This window comes from Pedococcus sp. P1_H8 (genome assembly GCF_056405175.1).
Genome location: NZ_JBFUCP010000007.1, coordinates 142,569 through 158,120, shown reverse-complemented (window position 1 = coordinate 158,120; position 15,552 = coordinate 142,569). Strand labels below are relative to the sequence as shown.

Genomic DNA, 15,552 nt, shown 5'->3' with positions numbered 1-15,552 from the left:
CTCAGCGACGCGCGCCGGCCGCCGATGGGCCGCGCTGCTGCTGAGCCACGGCGTTCGGCCTGCCCTGCCGCGCCCCGCGAGCAGGCTTGCTGGGTCGAGCCGCCTGAGCCGCCTTGACCCCCTCGGCCGCCGCCCGCGCCGCCTCGACCGCCTGAACTGGCTCGACCGGCCGCACCGGCGCGTGCTCCGGCCCTCGTGCCGACCCCTGCTCCGGCCTGCCTGCGGGCTGGTGCTCCGGCCTGCGGCGCGGCGTGGCCTGACGCGGGTCCTTGTCGGGCTTCTCGGTGCCGTAGTAGCCGCCGTAGTAGCCGCTGCCCGCCGCCTTGGGCTCGACGCGGTTGAGCACCACCCCCAGGGTGTGCCCCTGCACCGCCTGCAGGCTGGCCAGCGCCGCCCCGAGCTGGGTGTCGAGGGTCCGACCGGCAGTCACGACCACGAGTGCACCATCGGCCGCCGCGGTGAGCACCGCGCCGTCGGTGACAGGCAGGAGCGGGGGCGCATCGACGATCACGACGTACCCGCTGTCGGCCAGCCAGTCCAGCAGCCTGCGCATCGCCTTGGACCCCAGCAGCTCGCTCGGGTTCGGCGGGATGCCGCCAGCCGCGAGGACGGTCAGGTTGGGCAGTGACGCCACGGGCTGCGCCACGTCCGCGAAGTCGACCCGGCCGATGAGGACGTCGGTGAGTCCGGCACCCTCGACCAGGCCGAAGGACTCGGCCACGACGGGCCGACGCAGGTCGCCGTCGATGAGCACGACGCGCCGGTCCGACATCGACAGCGCCGCGGCGAGGTTGGCCGCGATCGTGGACTTGCCGTCCCCGGGCAGCGGGCTGGTCACGACGATCACGCGGGGCGGGTTGTCGATGTCCATGAACTGCAGGTTCGTGCGCAGCTTGAGGAAGGCTTCGGCGGCGTGCACCGGGTCCTTCACCTGGGGGTGGCCCACGACCAGCGGGACGAGCGCACCGCGCTTGCGGACCATGGCGGGGCTGGCCGGGATCGTGGCGGCGACGGTGACCCCGAAGTCGCGCTCCACGTCCTCGGCCCGGCGGAGCTTGCGGTCGAGCTGGCTGCGCGCCACGGCATACGCGAAGCCGAGGAGCAGACCGCCCACGAACCCGAGGCCGACGTTCCGCGTGGTGTTCGGCGACACGGGTGAGGAGGGCAGCGCAGCGGACTCGATCGGGACGATCCGCAGGGCCTGGCTGGAGGACCCGGAAGGGTTCTCGACCTGGTCCACCTGTTGCTTCAGGGCCTGCACCCACGCGTCCGCCAGCTGTTGGGCCGAGCGTGGGGTGGAGGCGCGGGCGCTGATCTTGATCAGGACCGTGTCGAGGGGCTGTGACACCGAGACTGCGCCGATCAGCGTTGCGGGCGCGACGTCGAGGCCGAGGTCGCTGATCACCGTCTGGGCCGTGGCGCGGGACTGCGCCAAATCGACGTAGGACGCCGCCCGCGACTTGGCCAGGCTGTCCCCGACGGACGCCTCGCCGGCCGAGTTCGTGGTGCCCGCACTGACGAAACCACTCGCGTCGGCCTGGAAGACCTTGGGCTGGACCAGGCTGACCCCGGCGGCGACGGCCACCCCGAGGAGGACGAAGGCTGCGACGCCGCGCCAGTAGGCCCGCAGCACCCTGAGGTAGTCGGTCAGTTCCACCGTGGCTCCTGGGGTGCGGTGTCGACGCGCGCGGCCACCCGATTGCGGTTGCCGGGTGCGGTGGTGCGGACTGCTCTACTGTGCGGCCTGTGACCGCAGCAGAACTGGCGACCTCCAGCCACAGCGCCGTCGTGGACGCCTTCGGCGTGCACGTCGAGGTGCGGGTGCGCGGCGACCGGGCCACCGAGGTCCTGGACCGGCTGCCCCGGCTGTGGGAGTTCTGCACCGCTCCGGGCCGCGCGACCGGCGAGGTCACCGTCGAGGTGGTCTTCGACAGCGACCCCGACGCCTGGGCCGCGGCGGATGCCGCCGGCGCCGTGTCGCGCCGCGAGCTCGAGGACCTGCTGCAGGTCCTGACCCAGCGGATCACCCTGTCTGCCATCGATGCCCGTGCCGGCGAGTGCCTCATGCTGCACGCCGCCTGCATCGCCGACCCGCTGACCGGCGCTGCCGCGGCCTTCGTGGCCCGGGGCGGCACCGGCAAGACGACGCTGGTCAGCACCGTGGCGCCGGGTCGCTGGTACGTCACCGACGAGACGACCGTGGTGCTGGACGACCGCACGGTCGTGCCTTATCCCAAGCCGCTGTCCATCCGCCGGACCCCCGACAGCCTCTTCAAGAACGAGACCCCGCCGAGTGCAGTCGGCCTCGAGGCACCCACTCGCCGCGTGCAGCTCGCGGCACTCTGCCTGCTCGAGCGTGACCCGACCCACGAGGGCGGGCCGATCGTCGAGACGTTGCCCACCCTCGATGCCCTGGTTGCCCTGGTGCCCCAGACCTCGCACCTGCCCGAGATGGCACGACCACTGCAGCGCCTGGCGGCGCTGTGTGAGTCGCTCGGTGGTGTGCATCGGATCACCTATCGGGAGTCGGCCGACGTGGCCGGGGTGGTGGACGGGTTGTTGGCGGACGAGCCGGTGGTGGACGAGATCGTGGGTGGGACGCCGTGAGGGCGCGTTACCTGCCGGCGTTGGACCGGGTGGACCGGGACGGTGAGGCCGTCGTGCTGGTCGGACGGGACGTGGTGCGCCTCTCGGCACTGGCCACGACGCTGCTCGACGCGTGCCCCGACTGGACCCCGGCCTCGGAGCTCGTCGACGTGCTGCTCGAAACCTTCGGCCCGGCGCCCGAGGGTGTCGATGCCGTCGTGTCCACCGACGTGGCCCTCAGGACGCTGGCGGCCCAGGGGCTGGTGGAACTTGACTGACACCGTGTGGCGCCGCCACCCCGACGTTGCCGTGGTCGAGTCACCGGGGCGGGTCGTGGTGCTCGACCTGGCCACTCCCCAGACCGCCCGACCCTTCGTCATGGAGGGTTCGGCACACGCCATCTGGCAAGCCCTGAACCACCAGTCGACGACTGCGCAGGTCCTCGACCGTGTCGCGGCTGACTTCGGCATCCCTGCTGCCGAAGTCGAACCAGACGTGGTGGCGTTCCTGACCGAGCTGGAGTCACGAGGGCTGGTGTCGCGCGTTCGGCCTGATCGCTCCATGACGACCGACTGAGCTCAGGCGGTGACTTGGGGGGCGATCTGGACCGCGCCGCCTCCGACGCGGTAGCTGATCGTGTAGGTGGCGGTGCCGGCGTTGCCCGAGTACGTGTACGAGAAGCTCACCGGGATGCTGCTTCCCACGGGCACGGTCACCGTCGTCGGCACCCCGTTCGTGGTCCCGGTCGTGGCGCTGGAGGTCACCGAGAGCACCTCGACGGAACCCGCCGCAGTCCCGGTGTTGGTCAGCGTCATCGTGAAGTTGATCTTCTTCGTGCCGAACTGGTTGGCCGGATCCTTGTCCGCGACCACCGTGGCAGCCACCACGGGCGCGTCCCCCGAGGCGGCGGCGGCCGGCGCAGCCGTCGCCAGCACGATGACGGGCACCGACCACACTGCCCCGAGCGCCACCGTGCGGCGCTTGACCAACGGCGCACCGCTGTCCTTGACGATCCCCTGCTGCTCCATCGAAACCCCGCTTCCGAGCCCCTGCGGCCCGCTTGATGTGTGCGCCGAACGTAAAGGAAGGGAATGGGTTTCACCAGCATTTGGTAAAGAAATGAAAAGTCAATGACATCTTTTGTCCGGCTATGTCCTCATTCATTCGACGTATCCGAGGACCGGGAACTAGTCCTTTTGGGTGATGGCCCAGGACTACCCACCGGCCTCGCAGGGCGATCCACGGCCACGGCCTCCCCGCCACTCCTGCGCGCCGCCCCGGCGCCCACCCGTGCGGGTGTCGCGCGTGTGCAAAACGCGCCGGTGCGGCAGAGTGGTCCCGGCACGGGCCAGCGGTGGCCCACCGGTCGCACCACCCACCTGCCGCACCACCTCCGGCCGCACCTAGGGGATTCACATGCGCACACCGGCACTGACCTCACGCCTCGGCGCGGAGGCACTGGGCACCTTCTGGCTTGTCTTCGGGGGCTGCGGGAGCGCCATCTTCTCGGCGAAGTACCTCGCCCCCAACGTCGTGGCGGGTCAAGGGGTCCAGCTCGGCATCGGCTTTCTGGGTGTTGCCCTCGCCTTCGGCCTCACCGTCCTCACGATGGCGTATGCCGTGGGGCACGTGTCCGGGGCGCACTTCAACCCCGCGGTGACCATCGGCATCGCCGTGGCCAAGCGCTTCCCGTGGCGAGATGTGCCCGCCTACGTCGGCTCGCAGGTCGTCGGAGGACTCGTGGCCGGCCTGGCCCTGTGGGGGATCGCCCGCGGCGTCTCCGGCTTCGACGCGACCGGCAACCTCGCCGCAAACGGCTACGGCGACCACTCCCCCGGCGGATACACCCTCGTCGCCGTGCTCTGCGCCGAGGCGATCCTGACCGCGTTCTTCCTCTACGTCATCCTCGGCGCCACCGACGACCGTGCGCCGACCGGCTTCGCCCCCATCGCGATCGGGCTGGCGCTCACCCTCATCCACCTGATCTCGATCCCGATCAGCAACACCTCGGTCAACCCCGCCCGCTCGACCGCGGTCGCCTTCTTCAACGGCAACGGCGCGCCCGCCCAGCTGTGGGCCTTCTGGCTCGCCCCCATCGTCGGTGCGGCGATCGCAGGCGCCACCTACCACCTGGTGACCGGCGTGGACCGTCGGGACGAGGACATCACGGGAGTGGTCGACCCCGAGGACCTCAAGCCCACTACCTGAGCGGTAGTGCGAGTATCTTGATATCAAGATACTGTGGTCGAGTCGAGGGACGACAGCGTCGAGGGCCGATAGCCTGAACGTCGTCTCCGCACCGCTTCGACATCCAGACCACCTCAGGAGAGAGTCGCCTCCATGGCCAAGATCATCTACACCCTGACCGACGAGGCGCCCATGCTGGCGACCTACTCCTTCCTCCCCGTGATCGAGGCGTTCGCCGGGACCGCCGGGGTCGACGTGGAGACGCGCGACATCTCCCTGTCGGGGCGCATCATCGCGGCCTTCGACGACGTGCTCCCGGAGGACCAGCGACTCGGCGACGCCCTCGCAGAGCTGGGTGAGCTGGCCAAGACGCCCGAGGCGAACATCATCAAGCTCCCCAACATCTCGGCCTCGGTGCCCCAGCTCAAGGCGGCTGTCGCCGAGCTCCAGGCCCAGGGTTACGCGCTGCCGGACTACCCCGACGAGGCCACCACCGACGAGCAGCGCGACGCGCGTGCCCGCTACGACAGCGTCAAGGGCAGCGCGGTGAACCCCGTTCTGCGCGAAGGCAACTCCGACCGTCGGGCGCCGTCCGCAGTGAAGAACTACGCCCGCAAGCACCCTCACTCGATGGGCGCCTGGAGCCCTGACTCCGCGACGAACGTGGCGACGATGGGGGCAGACGACTTCCGCTCCAACGAGCAGTCCGTGGTCCTCCCGTCGCACGACACCCTCACCATCCAGCTCGTCACAAAGGACGGCACGACGGTCCTCAAGGGAGGGCTCGAGGTCCTCGCTGGCGAGGTCGTCGACTCCACCGTCATGCGCGCTGCCGCCCTCGACTCCTTCCTCACCGAGCAGATCGCCCGGGCCAAGGCCGAGGACGTGCTGTTCTCGGTCCACCTCAAGGCCACGATGATGAAGGTCTCCGACCCGATCATCTTCGGCCGCGTCGTGCGAGCGTTCCTGCCCGACGTCTTCGCGAAGTACGGCGCCGACCTCGCCGCAGCCGGCCTGTCAGCCAACAACGGCCTCGGCTCGATCATCGACGGCCTTGAGGGCCTCGGCGCGAAGGGCGCCGAGATCAAGGCGGCGATCGACCAGGGTCTCGCCGACGGCCCTCGACTGGCCATGGTCAACTCCGACAAGGGGATCACCAACCTGCACGTGCCCAGCGACGTCATCGTGGATGCGTCCATGCCGGCGATGATCCGCACGTCCGGCCACATGTGGGGCCCTGACGGCGCCGAGGCCGACACCCTCGCCGTCATCCCCGACAGCTCGTATGCCGGTGTGTACCAAGCCGTCATCGACGACTGCCGCGCGCACGGCGCCTACGACCCGACCACCATGGGCTCGGTGCCCAACGTCGGCCTGATGGCACAGAAGGCCGAGGAGTACGGCAGCCACGACAAGACCTTCGAGATCGCCGAGGCCGGCACCCTCCAGGTCGTCAACGCCGCCGGCGACGTGCTCATGGAGCACGAGGTCGCACCGGGCGACATCTGGCGCGCCTGCCAGACCAAGGACGCCCCCATCCGGGACTGGGTCAAGCTCGCCGTCACCCGCGCCCGTGCCTCCAGGACGCCTGCGGTCTTCTGGCTGGACGAGACCCGCGCGCACGACCGCAACCTCATCGCCAAGGTCACGACCTACCTCGCCGACCACGACACCGACGGCCTGGACCTCCAGGTGCTCAACCCCGTCGAGGCGGCCACGCTGTCGGTCGAGCGGATCCGCAAGGGCGAGGACACCATCTCGGTCACCGGCAACGTGCTCCGCGACTACAACACCGACCTGTTCCCGATCCTCGAGCTCGGCACCAGTGCCAAGATGCTGTCGGTCGTGCCGCTCATGAACGGTGGCGGCCTCTTCGAGACCGGTGCCGGCGGATCGGCTCCCAAGCACGTCCAGCAGCTGGTCCAGGAGAACTACCTGCGATGGGACAGCCTCGGCGAGTTCCTGGCCCTGGCCGAGAGCCTGCGACACATGGCGACGAGCACGGACAACGCCCGCGCCGAGGTGCTCGGCGAGACCCTCGACCGGGCGACCGAGCGGCTGCTCAACGAGAACAAGGGCCCGGCCCGCAAGGTCGGTCAGATCGACAACCGTGGCAGCCACTTCTACCTGGCGCTCTACTGGGCCCACGAGCTCGCCACCCAGACCCAGGACGCGGAGCTCGCCGCCTCCTTCGCGGCCGTCGCGCAGACCCTCGCCGCCAACGAGGCGAAGATCAACGACGAGCTCCTCGGCGTGCAGGGACACCCCGCCGACATCGGGGGCTACTACCGTCCCGACGAGACGAGGACCGCCGCCGTGATGCGGCCCTCCGCCACCTTCAACGAGGCCCTCGCCTCCCTGTCCTGACCCGGAATGGGAGGAAGCGCCCCGGGGTTGCACCGGACATGAGCGACTGGAATGACGGTGTCATCGCGGAGTTCCGTGCCAACGAGGGCAAGGTCGGTGGCTACTTCAAGGGAGCGCCGATGATCCTGCTCCACCACGTCGGCGCCAGGAGCGGCACGGTGCGGGTGACGCCTCTGGTCTACTTCCCGCAGGACGACGGCTCGATGCTCGTCGTGGCCTCCAAGGGTGGCGCACCGACCAACCCCGACTGGTACCACAACCTCAAGGCCCACCCGAGGTTCGAGGTCGAGGTCGGTACCGAGACGTTCACGGTCGAGGCGCTAGAGCTCGACCCTGACGAGCGCGCGAAGGCCTGGCCGGGCATCGTGGCCGAGCGCCCCGGCTTCGGCGACTACGAGACGAAGACGACCCGGGTCATGCCGGTCATGCGTCTGCGCAAGGTCGCCTGACCGAGCATCCGCGTGACGCGTGGCGGACCTCAGATGGCCCGCATCCGGTTGTTGCGCGGGTTGTGCTCGACCTCTGCGAGCCCGAGCTCCTCGAGCAGGGGTGGCAGGTACATGCCGACCCGGCCGCGGTAGCCCTTGCGCAGCCCGTACCAGCCGCCCACGGGATTGGACTCCGAGCGGCCCCACGCCTCGACGGTGCCGTCCTTGGCCGGCTTCTGTTCGTCGGCGCTGCCGAGTGGCACCCAGTCACCCTGGTCGCGCAGCCACGCATGCAGGTCCTCGATCACCCGGGCGTCGTAGAGCAGCCTGGTCGAGCCGACCTGACAGACCAGCTGGGCCGGATCGGCGTCGTCGTCGCGGTACATCACGTAGTCACCGGTCCCCGGTGGGGTCTTCAGCGCCCAGGGGTCGCCCTTCGTGCCACTGCCACTCATCGCTGCTCCTCGGTCGGGGAGGCCTGCTCGCCCCTCAGCGCCATCTTGAACCCTTCGTGCGAGGCGGTGAACCCCAACCGCTCGTAGAACCGCTGCGCGTCGGTGCGTCGCTTGTCGGTCGTGAGCTGCACGAGGGCGCAGCCGCGGCGGACCGCCTCGGCCACCGCCCACCGGATCATCTGCTCACCCAGCCGCTGGCCGCGATGGCTGTCCGCGACCCGGACGGCTTCGACCTGCCCGCGCAGCGCGCCGCCGCGAGACAGCCCGGGGATGAAGCTCACCTGCAGCGTGCCCACCACGACGCCGCCGTCGTCCAGGACCACGAGCAGCTGCCCCGGGTCGGCGTCTATCGACGCAAAGGCCCGCAGGTATGCCGCGAGCTCGCCGGGGTCTTCCCGGCTCGCCCCGAGCTGGTCGTCGGCGATCAGGGCGACGGCGGCGCCCACGTCCTCGGCGGTGGCTCGCCGCAGCACGACCTGTCGGTCGCCCGCCTCGAAGGTCGCGAGGGCTGGCGTCGCGAGGGCTGGGGTCGCGAGGGCTGGGGTCGCGGCAGCGGGTGAACCGTGGTCGTCGGGGACGGCGGCATACCCGTCGGGTGAGGGGCCGCCGCCCTCGAACCAGACGCGGCCGCGGAACGCGAGGGCGCGCTCGAGGCGCACCCGCGAGCGCTCCATCAGCTGCGGGAGGTCGTCGAGCGCGAACCAGCCGACCTCGAGCGATTCGTCGTCGTTCACCCGGGCCTGCCCCGACACGTGCGTCGCGGTGAAGCAGAGGTCGAGGTACTGGGCGCGGTCGCCGTTCGGGTACTCCTGCGGCGGGAGGGTCCACACGCCCGTCAGGTCGTCGATGCGGGCCACCACCCCGGTCTCCTCCTCGATCTCCCGACGCAGCCCTTCGGCGGGCTGTTCGCCCGGTTCGAGGATGCCGCTGACGAGGGCCCACTGGCCGTTGTCGACGCGGCGCGCGAGCAACACCTCTCCCTGCGAGTTGCGCACCACCGCAGTGACGCCCGTCAGGAAGAGGGGGTGGGTGCCGACCCGTTCACGCAGGGCCAGGACGAAGTCGGGAGTCGGCATGAGACGACCCTAACCACCCGGCTGCGTGCGGCGGCCAGCCTGCTAGCGTCGACGGCAGTCATTCCACACAGACGCACCACCCAGAGACGCGAAGGGTCCCACCGTGAGCACTGCCCCCGTCAAGGTCGCCGTCACCGGCGCCGCCGGCCAGATCGGCTACAGCCTCCTCTTCCGGATCGCGAGCGGTTCGCTCTTCGGCCCGGACACCCCCGTCGAGCTGCGACTGCTCGAGATCACCCCGGCGCTCAAGGCGCTCGAGGGTGTCGTCATGGAGCTCGACGACTGCGCGTTCCCGACGCTGGCCAAGGTCGAGATCGGCGACAACGCCGAAAAGGTCTTCGACGGCGTCAACCACGCGCTGCTCGTGGGCGCGCGTCCGCGCGGTCCGGGCATGGAGCGCGGCGACCTGCTCGAGGCGAACGGCGGCATCTTTGCCCCCCAGGGCAAGGCGCTGAACTCCGTTGCGGCAGATGACATCCGCGTGACGGTGACCGGCAACCCGGCCAACACCAACGCCCTCATCGCCATGAGCAACGCGCCCGACATCCCGCAGGAGCGGTTCTCGGCGCTGACCCGCCTGGACCACAACCGCGCGATCAGCCAGCTGGCCGCCAAGACCGGTGCCGCTGTCACCGACATCACCCACATGACCATCTGGGGCAACCACTCCGCCACCCAGTACCCCGACCTCTTCCACGCCGAGGTCGGCGGCCGCAACGCCGCCGAGCTGGTCAACGACGAGGCGTGGCTGGCCGACACGTACATCCCCACCGTCGCCAAGCGTGGCGCAGCGATCATCGACGCCCGGGGTGCCTCCTCGGCGGCCTCCGCAGCGTCGGCCACGGTCGACCACGCCCGTGACTGGGCGCTCGGCACCGCTGCCGGTGACTGGGTCTCGATGTCGGTCCGCTCCGACGGCTCCTACGGCGTCCCCGAGGGCCTCATCTCCTCCTTCCCCGTCACCACGAGCAACGGCGACTGGCAGATCGTCCAGGGCCTGGAGATCAACGACTTCTCCCGCGCCCGCATCGACGCCTCCGTCAAGGAGCTCGAGGAGGAGCGCGACGCGGTCCGCGGTCTGGGCCTGCTCGGCTGACCCAGCCACCCGCCATCCGTCGAAGCGGCCGTCCCTTGGTGGGGCGGCCGCTTCACGTTCCTGGTGATGCACCTGTTGCCCGGAGATCGTCGCCGGACCCCCATTCCGGCCCCGGATGACCACCAGCCGGCAACAAGTCCCAGCGCGCGGGGGTCAGCCGCGGGGGCGCAGGTCGAGCACCGAGGTGATGACGGCGAGGGCCAGGCCGAGCGCAGCCATGGTGGCCACGTCGACGCCACGCGAGCGCACCGCCAGACCACCGCTGCGGGCAGTGGGGAGCACGAGGCGCAGCAGCGCCGCCAGGCCGAGGCCCGCCGCGATGGTGTAGCCGGCGAGCAGCACCTTGTCGAGGGTGAAGAACACGACACCCAGCACCAGGACCGGGGCGGCGACCCACCACCAGCCCAGGCGCGGCGCGGTCATCCGGGTCAGGCCGACGTCTCGGCGAGCTGGCGCTCGGCGGCTGCCACGATGTTGGACAGCAGCATGGCGCGCGTCATCGGCCCGACGCCACCGGGGTTCGGGCTGACCCAGCCGGCCACCTCCGCCACGTCGTCGGCCACGTCTCCGGCGACCTTGGACCTGCCGTCCTCGGCAACGATCCGGCTGACGCCGACGTCGAGGACGGCGGCTCCCGGCTTGACCATGTCGGCCGTGATGAGGCCGGGTTGGCCGGCTGCGGCGACGACGATGTCTGCCTGGCGGACCTCGGAGGCGAGGTCGCGGGTCCCGGTGTGGCACAGGACGACCGTGGCGTTCTCGCTGCGTCGGGTGAGCATCAGGCCGAGCGGCCGACCGACGGTGATCCCGCGTCCGACCAGTGCCACGCGTGCGCCCGCGATCGGCACGTCGAACCTGCGCAGCAGCTCGATGCAGCCCGCGGGGGTGCAGGGCAGCGGTGCCGGCTTGCCCAGGACGAGCCAGCCCAGGTTGGTGGGGTGCAGCCCGTCGACGTCCTTGGTCGGGTCGACCCGGGACAGCAGGGCGAACTCGTCGAGGCCCGTCGGCTGCTGCACGAGGAAGCCGGTGCACTCGGGGTCTGCGTTGAGCTCGTCGATGACGGCCTCGACCTCCGCCTGGGTGGCGGTCGAGGGCAGGTCGCGACGGATGCTGGTGAGCCCGATCTCGGCGCAGTCCTGGTGCTTGGCGTTGACGTACCACCGGCTGCCGGGGTCATCCCCCACGAGCACGGTGCCGAGCCCCGGCACGACGCCGTGCTCGCGCAGCACGTCGACCCGTCCGCGGAGCTCGTCCTTGATGGTCGCCAGGACCGCTTTGCCGTCGAGGATGCGTGCCGTCACGAGCCCGTATCCTGCCACGCCCCGGTCCACCAGGTTTCGGCAGTGCCAGTGCGCGGGCGAAGGTGCGGGGTCAGTCCGGACCCGCCGCCGGACCCACCGCTGCGGCCAGCGCCGCGATCGCCTGGGTGAAGCACTCGGCCGGTGGCGTCACCAGCCCGGCACCGACCTGGCCGGTCCCCGCCACGCGACCGGCCATGCCGGTGTTGATCTGGGGCAGGATCCCGGTGCGGGCGACGGCGGCGACGTCGATCCCGGTGGGCGTCCCGCGGAACTCCAGGATGGGCACCTGGTATGCCGTGTGCTCGCCGACCGTGATCTCGTACATCGTGCGCGTGGCCCGCAGGGCGAGCGGCACGTCGCCACCGACGAAGCGGACGATCGCCGGGGCCGCTGCCATCGCGAAACCGCCGATGCCGGCAGTCTCGGTGATCGCCGAGTCGCCGATGTCGGGGTTGGCGTCGTCCGGTCCGTAGGAGCCCAGGAACAGTCCCTCGGGGGTGTTGGCCGGACCGGTGAACCACTGGGCGCCGGTACCGGCAGTGCGGATGCCGAAGTCGGTCCCGTTGCGGGCCATCGTGGTGACGACCGTGGAGCCCGGAATCCCCTCCGCCGCCAGCGTCGACAACTTGCAGGCCGGCATACCCAGGTTGAGGAAGAAGTGCTCGTTGGCGCCCGAGAAGCGCACCGCCTCGGCGATGTCGGTCGACGAGCCGTCGGCGACGATGAGCGAGGGCAGCAGCTCACGCAGCAGCATCAGGGAACCGGCTCGATTGCGGTTGTGGCCCTCGTCGCCCATCTGGAGCATCTGGGCGATGATCGACTTGACGTCGATGGGTCCGGCGGCGCGGATCGCCTGCTGCAGCAACGGTCCGAGGACGGAGTTCATCCAGTGCAGCCGGTCGATGACCTCTGGCCCGAAGGCGCCGTAGCGCAGCACCTTGCCGAGTCCCTCGTTGAGCGAGCACCAGGACGTGTGGTCGTGGACCTCGTCGCGCAGCTCGTAGACCCACATCGAGGGTGAGATCACGCCAGCCATCGGCCCCACGGCGTCGCGGTGGTGGCACGGCTCGAGCTCGACGTCGCCGCGAGCCAGTGCGGCCTCCGCTGCCTCGGCGGTGTCGGCCATCCCCTCGAAGAGCATGGCCCCGATGAGGGCGCCCCTGAGGGGTCCGGAGGCCCGGGCCCACTCAATGGGCGGCCCGGCGTGCAGGAACGTCCCGCGCTCGAGCTCCAGTGCCTCGTGGGCCGGACGGACGTCGACGAAGTCTGCCCCCGCCGCTGTCATCCGCTGCAGCGCGAGGGCGTTCGCGGCGACGCGGCGCGGGTCGCCGAGGACCGTGCCCAGGTGGGGGGCGGTCCCGTCGAGCGGGGGTTGCCAGTCCGTCTCGGTCACGACGACCGCCTGATCGCGCAGGGCGTCGGCGAACATCGACGCGCCGGCCGTGGCGAGCACCGGGTCGGCGCCCAGCAGCCCGTGCAGTGGGGTGGTCATCGGGATCCTCCGTCGTGGTCGGCGCCGGACAAGAGCGACAGGGCCGTCCTGGTGGCGTCGGCGTTGGACAGGTGGACCGACGCACCGGCCGCGGAGAGGGCGGCGGCGGTGCCGCCCACGTCCTGGGGATCTCCTCGCGTGCCGGTGAGCGAGACCACGACCGGCAGGTCGCGCCCGGCTGCGCGGGCAGCCGCGCGAGCCCCGCGAATGGCCTCAGCCAGCTCGGGGCCTGGGGCGGGATGGGCGCCGTGGCCGAGGACCAGATCGAGCAGCAGCACTCCGCAGTGGGGGTCCTCTCCCTCTGCCGAGATCCGTTCCAGCCGCAGGGTCGGGTCGATCATCGGGTGGGCCCTGCCGCGGGTCAGACCGTCGTCGCCGAAGTCGATCACGACGTGGGCGTCGGCCTTCAGGCCCGCGTCGAGCGCCAGGTCGGGGGCAAGCGGGATGTTGGACCGTATGCCGCCCAGCTCACCGCTGGCGACCAGCATCGCCTCGTCCGCCAGGGTGCCTCCACAGAACAGCCCCCGCAGGAAGCGACGGTCCTCCCGTGACCCGCCCGACTCTGAAGGATCGTGCGGGTCCTGGTGCCCACGATCCTTCAGAGTCGCGGGCTCGGGGCGGGGCTGCCAGGTCGGCCAGGTGGGCACGTCGCGCCCCGAGTCACGCAGAAAGGCCTCGACGGCGGCCGTGAGGTCGGGGCGACCCGCGCCCAAGGTGGCCCAGTGGACCGGCTTGCCGAGCCCCGCGGCATACCCCTCGAGGTCGGCGAGCACCTCGGCCGCCGGCGGCTTGGAGACGACCACGATCGACTCGGTCGTCTCGTCGGCGGCGAGCGCCGCGAGTGCCTGTCTCGTGGAACGCCCGCCCACGGCGGCCGAGAGGTCACGCCCGCCGACCCCGAGACAGTGGCTCACCCCCACACCCGCGGCATCGAGCAACGCCATCACCTGCTGCGCGCCCGTGCCTGACGCCGCCACGATGCCGACCGGGCCCCGCTCGACGACGTTCGCGAAGCCGAGCGCGACCCCGCCGACGACTGCCGTCCCGCAGTCCGGACCCATCACGAGCACGTCGTGGTCCGCGGCGGCGTCCTTGAGGCGCACCTCGTCCTCGACCGGGACGTTGTCGGAGAAGAGCATCACCGAGACGCCGCGGTCGATGGCGTCGAAAGCCTCGATCGTGGCGTACTGACCGGGCACCGAGACCAGGGCGAGGTTGGCCCCACCGACGGCGACGGCCCGTCCGAGCGTCCGGGGCGCGGGTGCGTCGCCGAAGCCTCCGGCCCGCGAGCCAGCCGACTTGAGGGCGGCCAGCGCCGTGTCGAGGGCGGCCAGACCGTTCGCGACTCCGTCGTCGCCGTCGGCCCGGATCGCGACCACGAGGTCGTTGGGCTGGGCGCCGTCGGGCACCGAGAACCCCATGCCGCCGATGACCTCGAGGTTGAGCTCGGTGGCCATGGCGACCTGGGCGGCGGCCACGCCCGGCGCCCCGGCAACCTGCCGGGACACCTGCATCAGGCTGACCGAGTCGTAGTAGGCCCCGCCGCGCAGTTCGAGGTGGTCGGTCACGGGAGGCTCCTGTGCGTCATGGCTGGTCGTGGGGAGTGGGCGCGCAGCTCCGGGCCGCCGAGCGAGTCGAGGGAGTCGCGGGAGTCGAGGGAGTCGCGGGAGTCGAGCGCGTCGAGGCACCCGGCGAGCCCGCCGAGCAGGTCGGCACCCGAGGAGTGGCCGATCGCGAGCACCGCCCGGACGGCCAGGTCGACCTGGTCCGAATCGCTGGGTTCGCGCTGATCGGTGGGGTGCGTGCCCGCGAGAGCCTCGGTGAGGCGCACGAGGGGCGCCACGGCATACCCCTGGGCTGCCTCGGTGAGCAGCGCGGCGGACAGGCTCGTGGTGGTCGTGAGCCGTGGGTGCACCACCTGCCACAGCCGGTCCACCAGGGAGTCCGATCCGTGGGGGTGCAGGCGCAGGCCGAGCAGGATCCCGCACAGGACATCGTCGCCACTGGGGGTGAGTCCCGACCCTGTCCCCACGAGGGCGTGCACCCGAGCGGCGAGTGAGTCCTGGCCATCCGTGGCCAGTGCGTCGGTCAGCCTGCGGGAGGCGGCGCGCCAGCCGAGGTTGAGGGACGCGAGGGGTGCGCCGAGCACGTCCGCCGCGACAGACGCGGTCTGGACCTGGTGTGGGCGCCAGGTGCGGACCGCGCGGATCGTGAGGCCCGCCAGCAGCACGTCGCCGCCGCCCACGACGACGTCGTCGCCCGGCTGGACGCCCCATCCGAGGGTGGGCAGCGGCGTGGCCACAGCCAGCGCTGTCGGCAGGCGCAGGCCGTCGGGTGTCACCACGGGGAGGACGCGCGCGTGACCACCGACCTGCAGGTACAGCGCCGTGGGGAAGGCGCCGAGGACCTTCGCCCAGCGGGCCGGACCGTGGACCAGCGCAGCAGCGCGTTCGGACACCGCTGCCGGCCAGAGCAGCTCGGGCGATGTCACGTCGCCTGTCACGGACGGTGTCACGGACGACCTCCGGTGCGAACGGGTTCCTCGTTTCCTCGGACTGACGCAG

The 15,552-nt window shown here is 71.2% G+C and carries 16 protein-coding genes; 7 read left to right on the top strand and 9 right to left on the bottom strand.

Going from position 1 to position 15,552, the window contains the following annotated elements; genetic code table 11:
* Nucleotide 1: 1 nt before the first annotated feature.
* Nucleotides 2–1,657 carry a tyrosine-protein kinase domain-containing protein gene (locus AC1DYG_RS11815; protein WP_477640054.1) on the bottom strand — a complete coding sequence of 552 codons (1,656 nt, stop codon included), beginning with the start codon at nucleotides 1,655–1,657 and terminating at the stop codon, nucleotides 2–4.
* A gap of 89 nt (nucleotides 1,658–1,746) precedes the next feature.
* Here AC1DYG_RS11815 and AC1DYG_RS11810 point away from each other — a divergent pair, with 89 nt between their 5' ends.
* From AC1DYG_RS11810 to AC1DYG_RS11800, 3 genes are read left to right on the top strand one after another with little or no spacing between them, the layout of a single operon-like run.
* Nucleotides 1,747–2,607, top strand: coding sequence for a hypothetical protein (locus AC1DYG_RS11810; protein ID WP_477640053.1), 861 nt, complete (start codon nucleotides 1,747–1,749; stop codon nucleotides 2,605–2,607).
* Complete coding sequence (locus AC1DYG_RS11805; protein ID WP_477640052.1) at nucleotides 2,604–2,864, top strand: hypothetical protein; 261 nt, start codon at nucleotides 2,604–2,606, stop codon at nucleotides 2,862–2,864. Before AC1DYG_RS11810 ends, AC1DYG_RS11805 begins: the two co-directional genes overlap by 4 nt.
* Entirely contained in the window at nucleotides 2,857–3,162 is a 306-nt protein-coding gene (locus AC1DYG_RS11800; protein WP_477640051.1) for a PqqD family protein, read from the top strand. The genes AC1DYG_RS11805 and AC1DYG_RS11800 overlap by 8 nt, the downstream gene beginning before the upstream one ends.
* A 2-nt stretch (nucleotides 3,163–3,164) precedes the next feature.
* Here the strand turns inward: AC1DYG_RS11800 and AC1DYG_RS11795 are convergent, their stop codons facing one another.
* Complete coding sequence (locus AC1DYG_RS11795) at nucleotides 3,165–3,614, bottom strand: hypothetical protein (RefSeq protein ID WP_477640050.1); 450 nt, start codon at nucleotides 3,612–3,614, stop codon at nucleotides 3,165–3,167.
* A 388-nt stretch (nucleotides 3,615–4,002) separates the two neighbouring features.
* Between AC1DYG_RS11795 and aqpZ the strand changes: the two genes are divergently transcribed.
* From aqpZ to AC1DYG_RS11780, 3 genes are all read left to right on the top strand, one after another.
* Nucleotides 4,003–4,794: an aquaporin Z gene (gene aqpZ / locus AC1DYG_RS11790; protein ID WP_477640049.1), complete on the top strand. Its 792-nt coding sequence runs from the start codon at nucleotides 4,003–4,005 to the stop codon at nucleotides 4,792–4,794.
* A gap of 132 nt (nucleotides 4,795–4,926) precedes the next feature.
* The gene (locus AC1DYG_RS11785) at nucleotides 4,927–7,140 is read left to right on the top strand and encodes an NADP-dependent isocitrate dehydrogenase (RefSeq protein WP_477640048.1); all 2,214 of its coding nucleotides are present in this window, start codon (nucleotides 4,927–4,929) and stop codon (nucleotides 7,138–7,140) included.
* A gap of 38 nt (nucleotides 7,141–7,178) precedes the next feature.
* Complete coding sequence (locus tag AC1DYG_RS11780; RefSeq protein ID WP_477640047.1) at nucleotides 7,179–7,589, top strand: nitroreductase family deazaflavin-dependent oxidoreductase; 411 nt, start codon at nucleotides 7,179–7,181, stop codon at nucleotides 7,587–7,589.
* Between the two features lie 29 nt (nucleotides 7,590–7,618).
* Here the strand turns inward: AC1DYG_RS11780 and AC1DYG_RS11775 are convergent, their stop codons facing one another.
* Together AC1DYG_RS11775 and AC1DYG_RS11770 are read right to left on the bottom strand one after the other, a co-directional pair.
* The gene (locus tag AC1DYG_RS11775) at nucleotides 7,619–8,023 is read right to left on the bottom strand and encodes a DUF6855 family protein (protein WP_477640046.1); all 405 of its coding nucleotides are present in this window, start codon (nucleotides 8,021–8,023) and stop codon (nucleotides 7,619–7,621) included.
* Complete coding sequence (locus AC1DYG_RS11770; protein WP_477640045.1) at nucleotides 8,020–9,099, bottom strand: GNAT family N-acetyltransferase; 1,080 nt, start codon at nucleotides 9,097–9,099, stop codon at nucleotides 8,020–8,022. The genes AC1DYG_RS11775 and AC1DYG_RS11770 overlap by 4 nt, the downstream gene beginning before the upstream one ends.
* A 103-nt stretch (nucleotides 9,100–9,202) precedes the next feature.
* Here AC1DYG_RS11770 and AC1DYG_RS11765 point away from each other — a divergent pair, with 103 nt between their 5' ends.
* On the top strand, nucleotides 9,203–10,195 hold the full coding sequence (locus AC1DYG_RS11765) for a malate dehydrogenase (RefSeq protein ID WP_477640044.1): 993 nt from the start codon (nucleotides 9,203–9,205) through the stop codon (nucleotides 10,193–10,195).
* A gap of 153 nt (nucleotides 10,196–10,348) precedes the next feature.
* Here AC1DYG_RS11765 and AC1DYG_RS11760 read toward each other — a convergent pair whose 3' ends face one another.
* The 5 genes from AC1DYG_RS11760 to AC1DYG_RS11740 form a co-directional block, all read right to left on the bottom strand.
* Nucleotides 10,349–10,618: a DUF3017 domain-containing protein gene (locus AC1DYG_RS11760; RefSeq protein ID WP_477640043.1), complete on the bottom strand. Its 270-nt coding sequence runs from the start codon at nucleotides 10,616–10,618 to the stop codon at nucleotides 10,349–10,351.
* A gap of 5 nt (nucleotides 10,619–10,623) precedes the next feature.
* Nucleotides 10,624–11,496: a bifunctional methylenetetrahydrofolate dehydrogenase/methenyltetrahydrofolate cyclohydrolase gene (locus tag AC1DYG_RS11755; protein ID WP_477640042.1), complete on the bottom strand. Its 873-nt coding sequence runs from the start codon at nucleotides 11,494–11,496 to the stop codon at nucleotides 10,624–10,626.
* A gap of 70 nt (nucleotides 11,497–11,566) precedes the next feature.
* A complete protein-coding gene (locus AC1DYG_RS11750) occupies nucleotides 11,567–12,988 on the bottom strand; it encodes a YlbE family protein (protein WP_477640041.1) in 1,422 nt (473 codons plus the stop codon).
* On the bottom strand, nucleotides 12,985–14,556 hold the full coding sequence (locus AC1DYG_RS11745; protein WP_477640040.1) for an FdrA family protein: 1,572 nt from the start codon (nucleotides 14,554–14,556) through the stop codon (nucleotides 12,985–12,987). The genes AC1DYG_RS11750 and AC1DYG_RS11745 overlap by 4 nt, the downstream gene beginning before the upstream one ends.
* A complete protein-coding gene (locus AC1DYG_RS11740; RefSeq protein ID WP_477640039.1) occupies nucleotides 14,553–15,491 on the bottom strand; it encodes an oxamate carbamoyltransferase subunit AllH family protein in 939 nt (312 codons plus the stop codon). Before AC1DYG_RS11740 ends, AC1DYG_RS11745 begins: the two co-directional genes overlap by 4 nt.
* Between the last annotated feature and the right edge of the window lie 61 nt (nucleotides 15,492–15,552).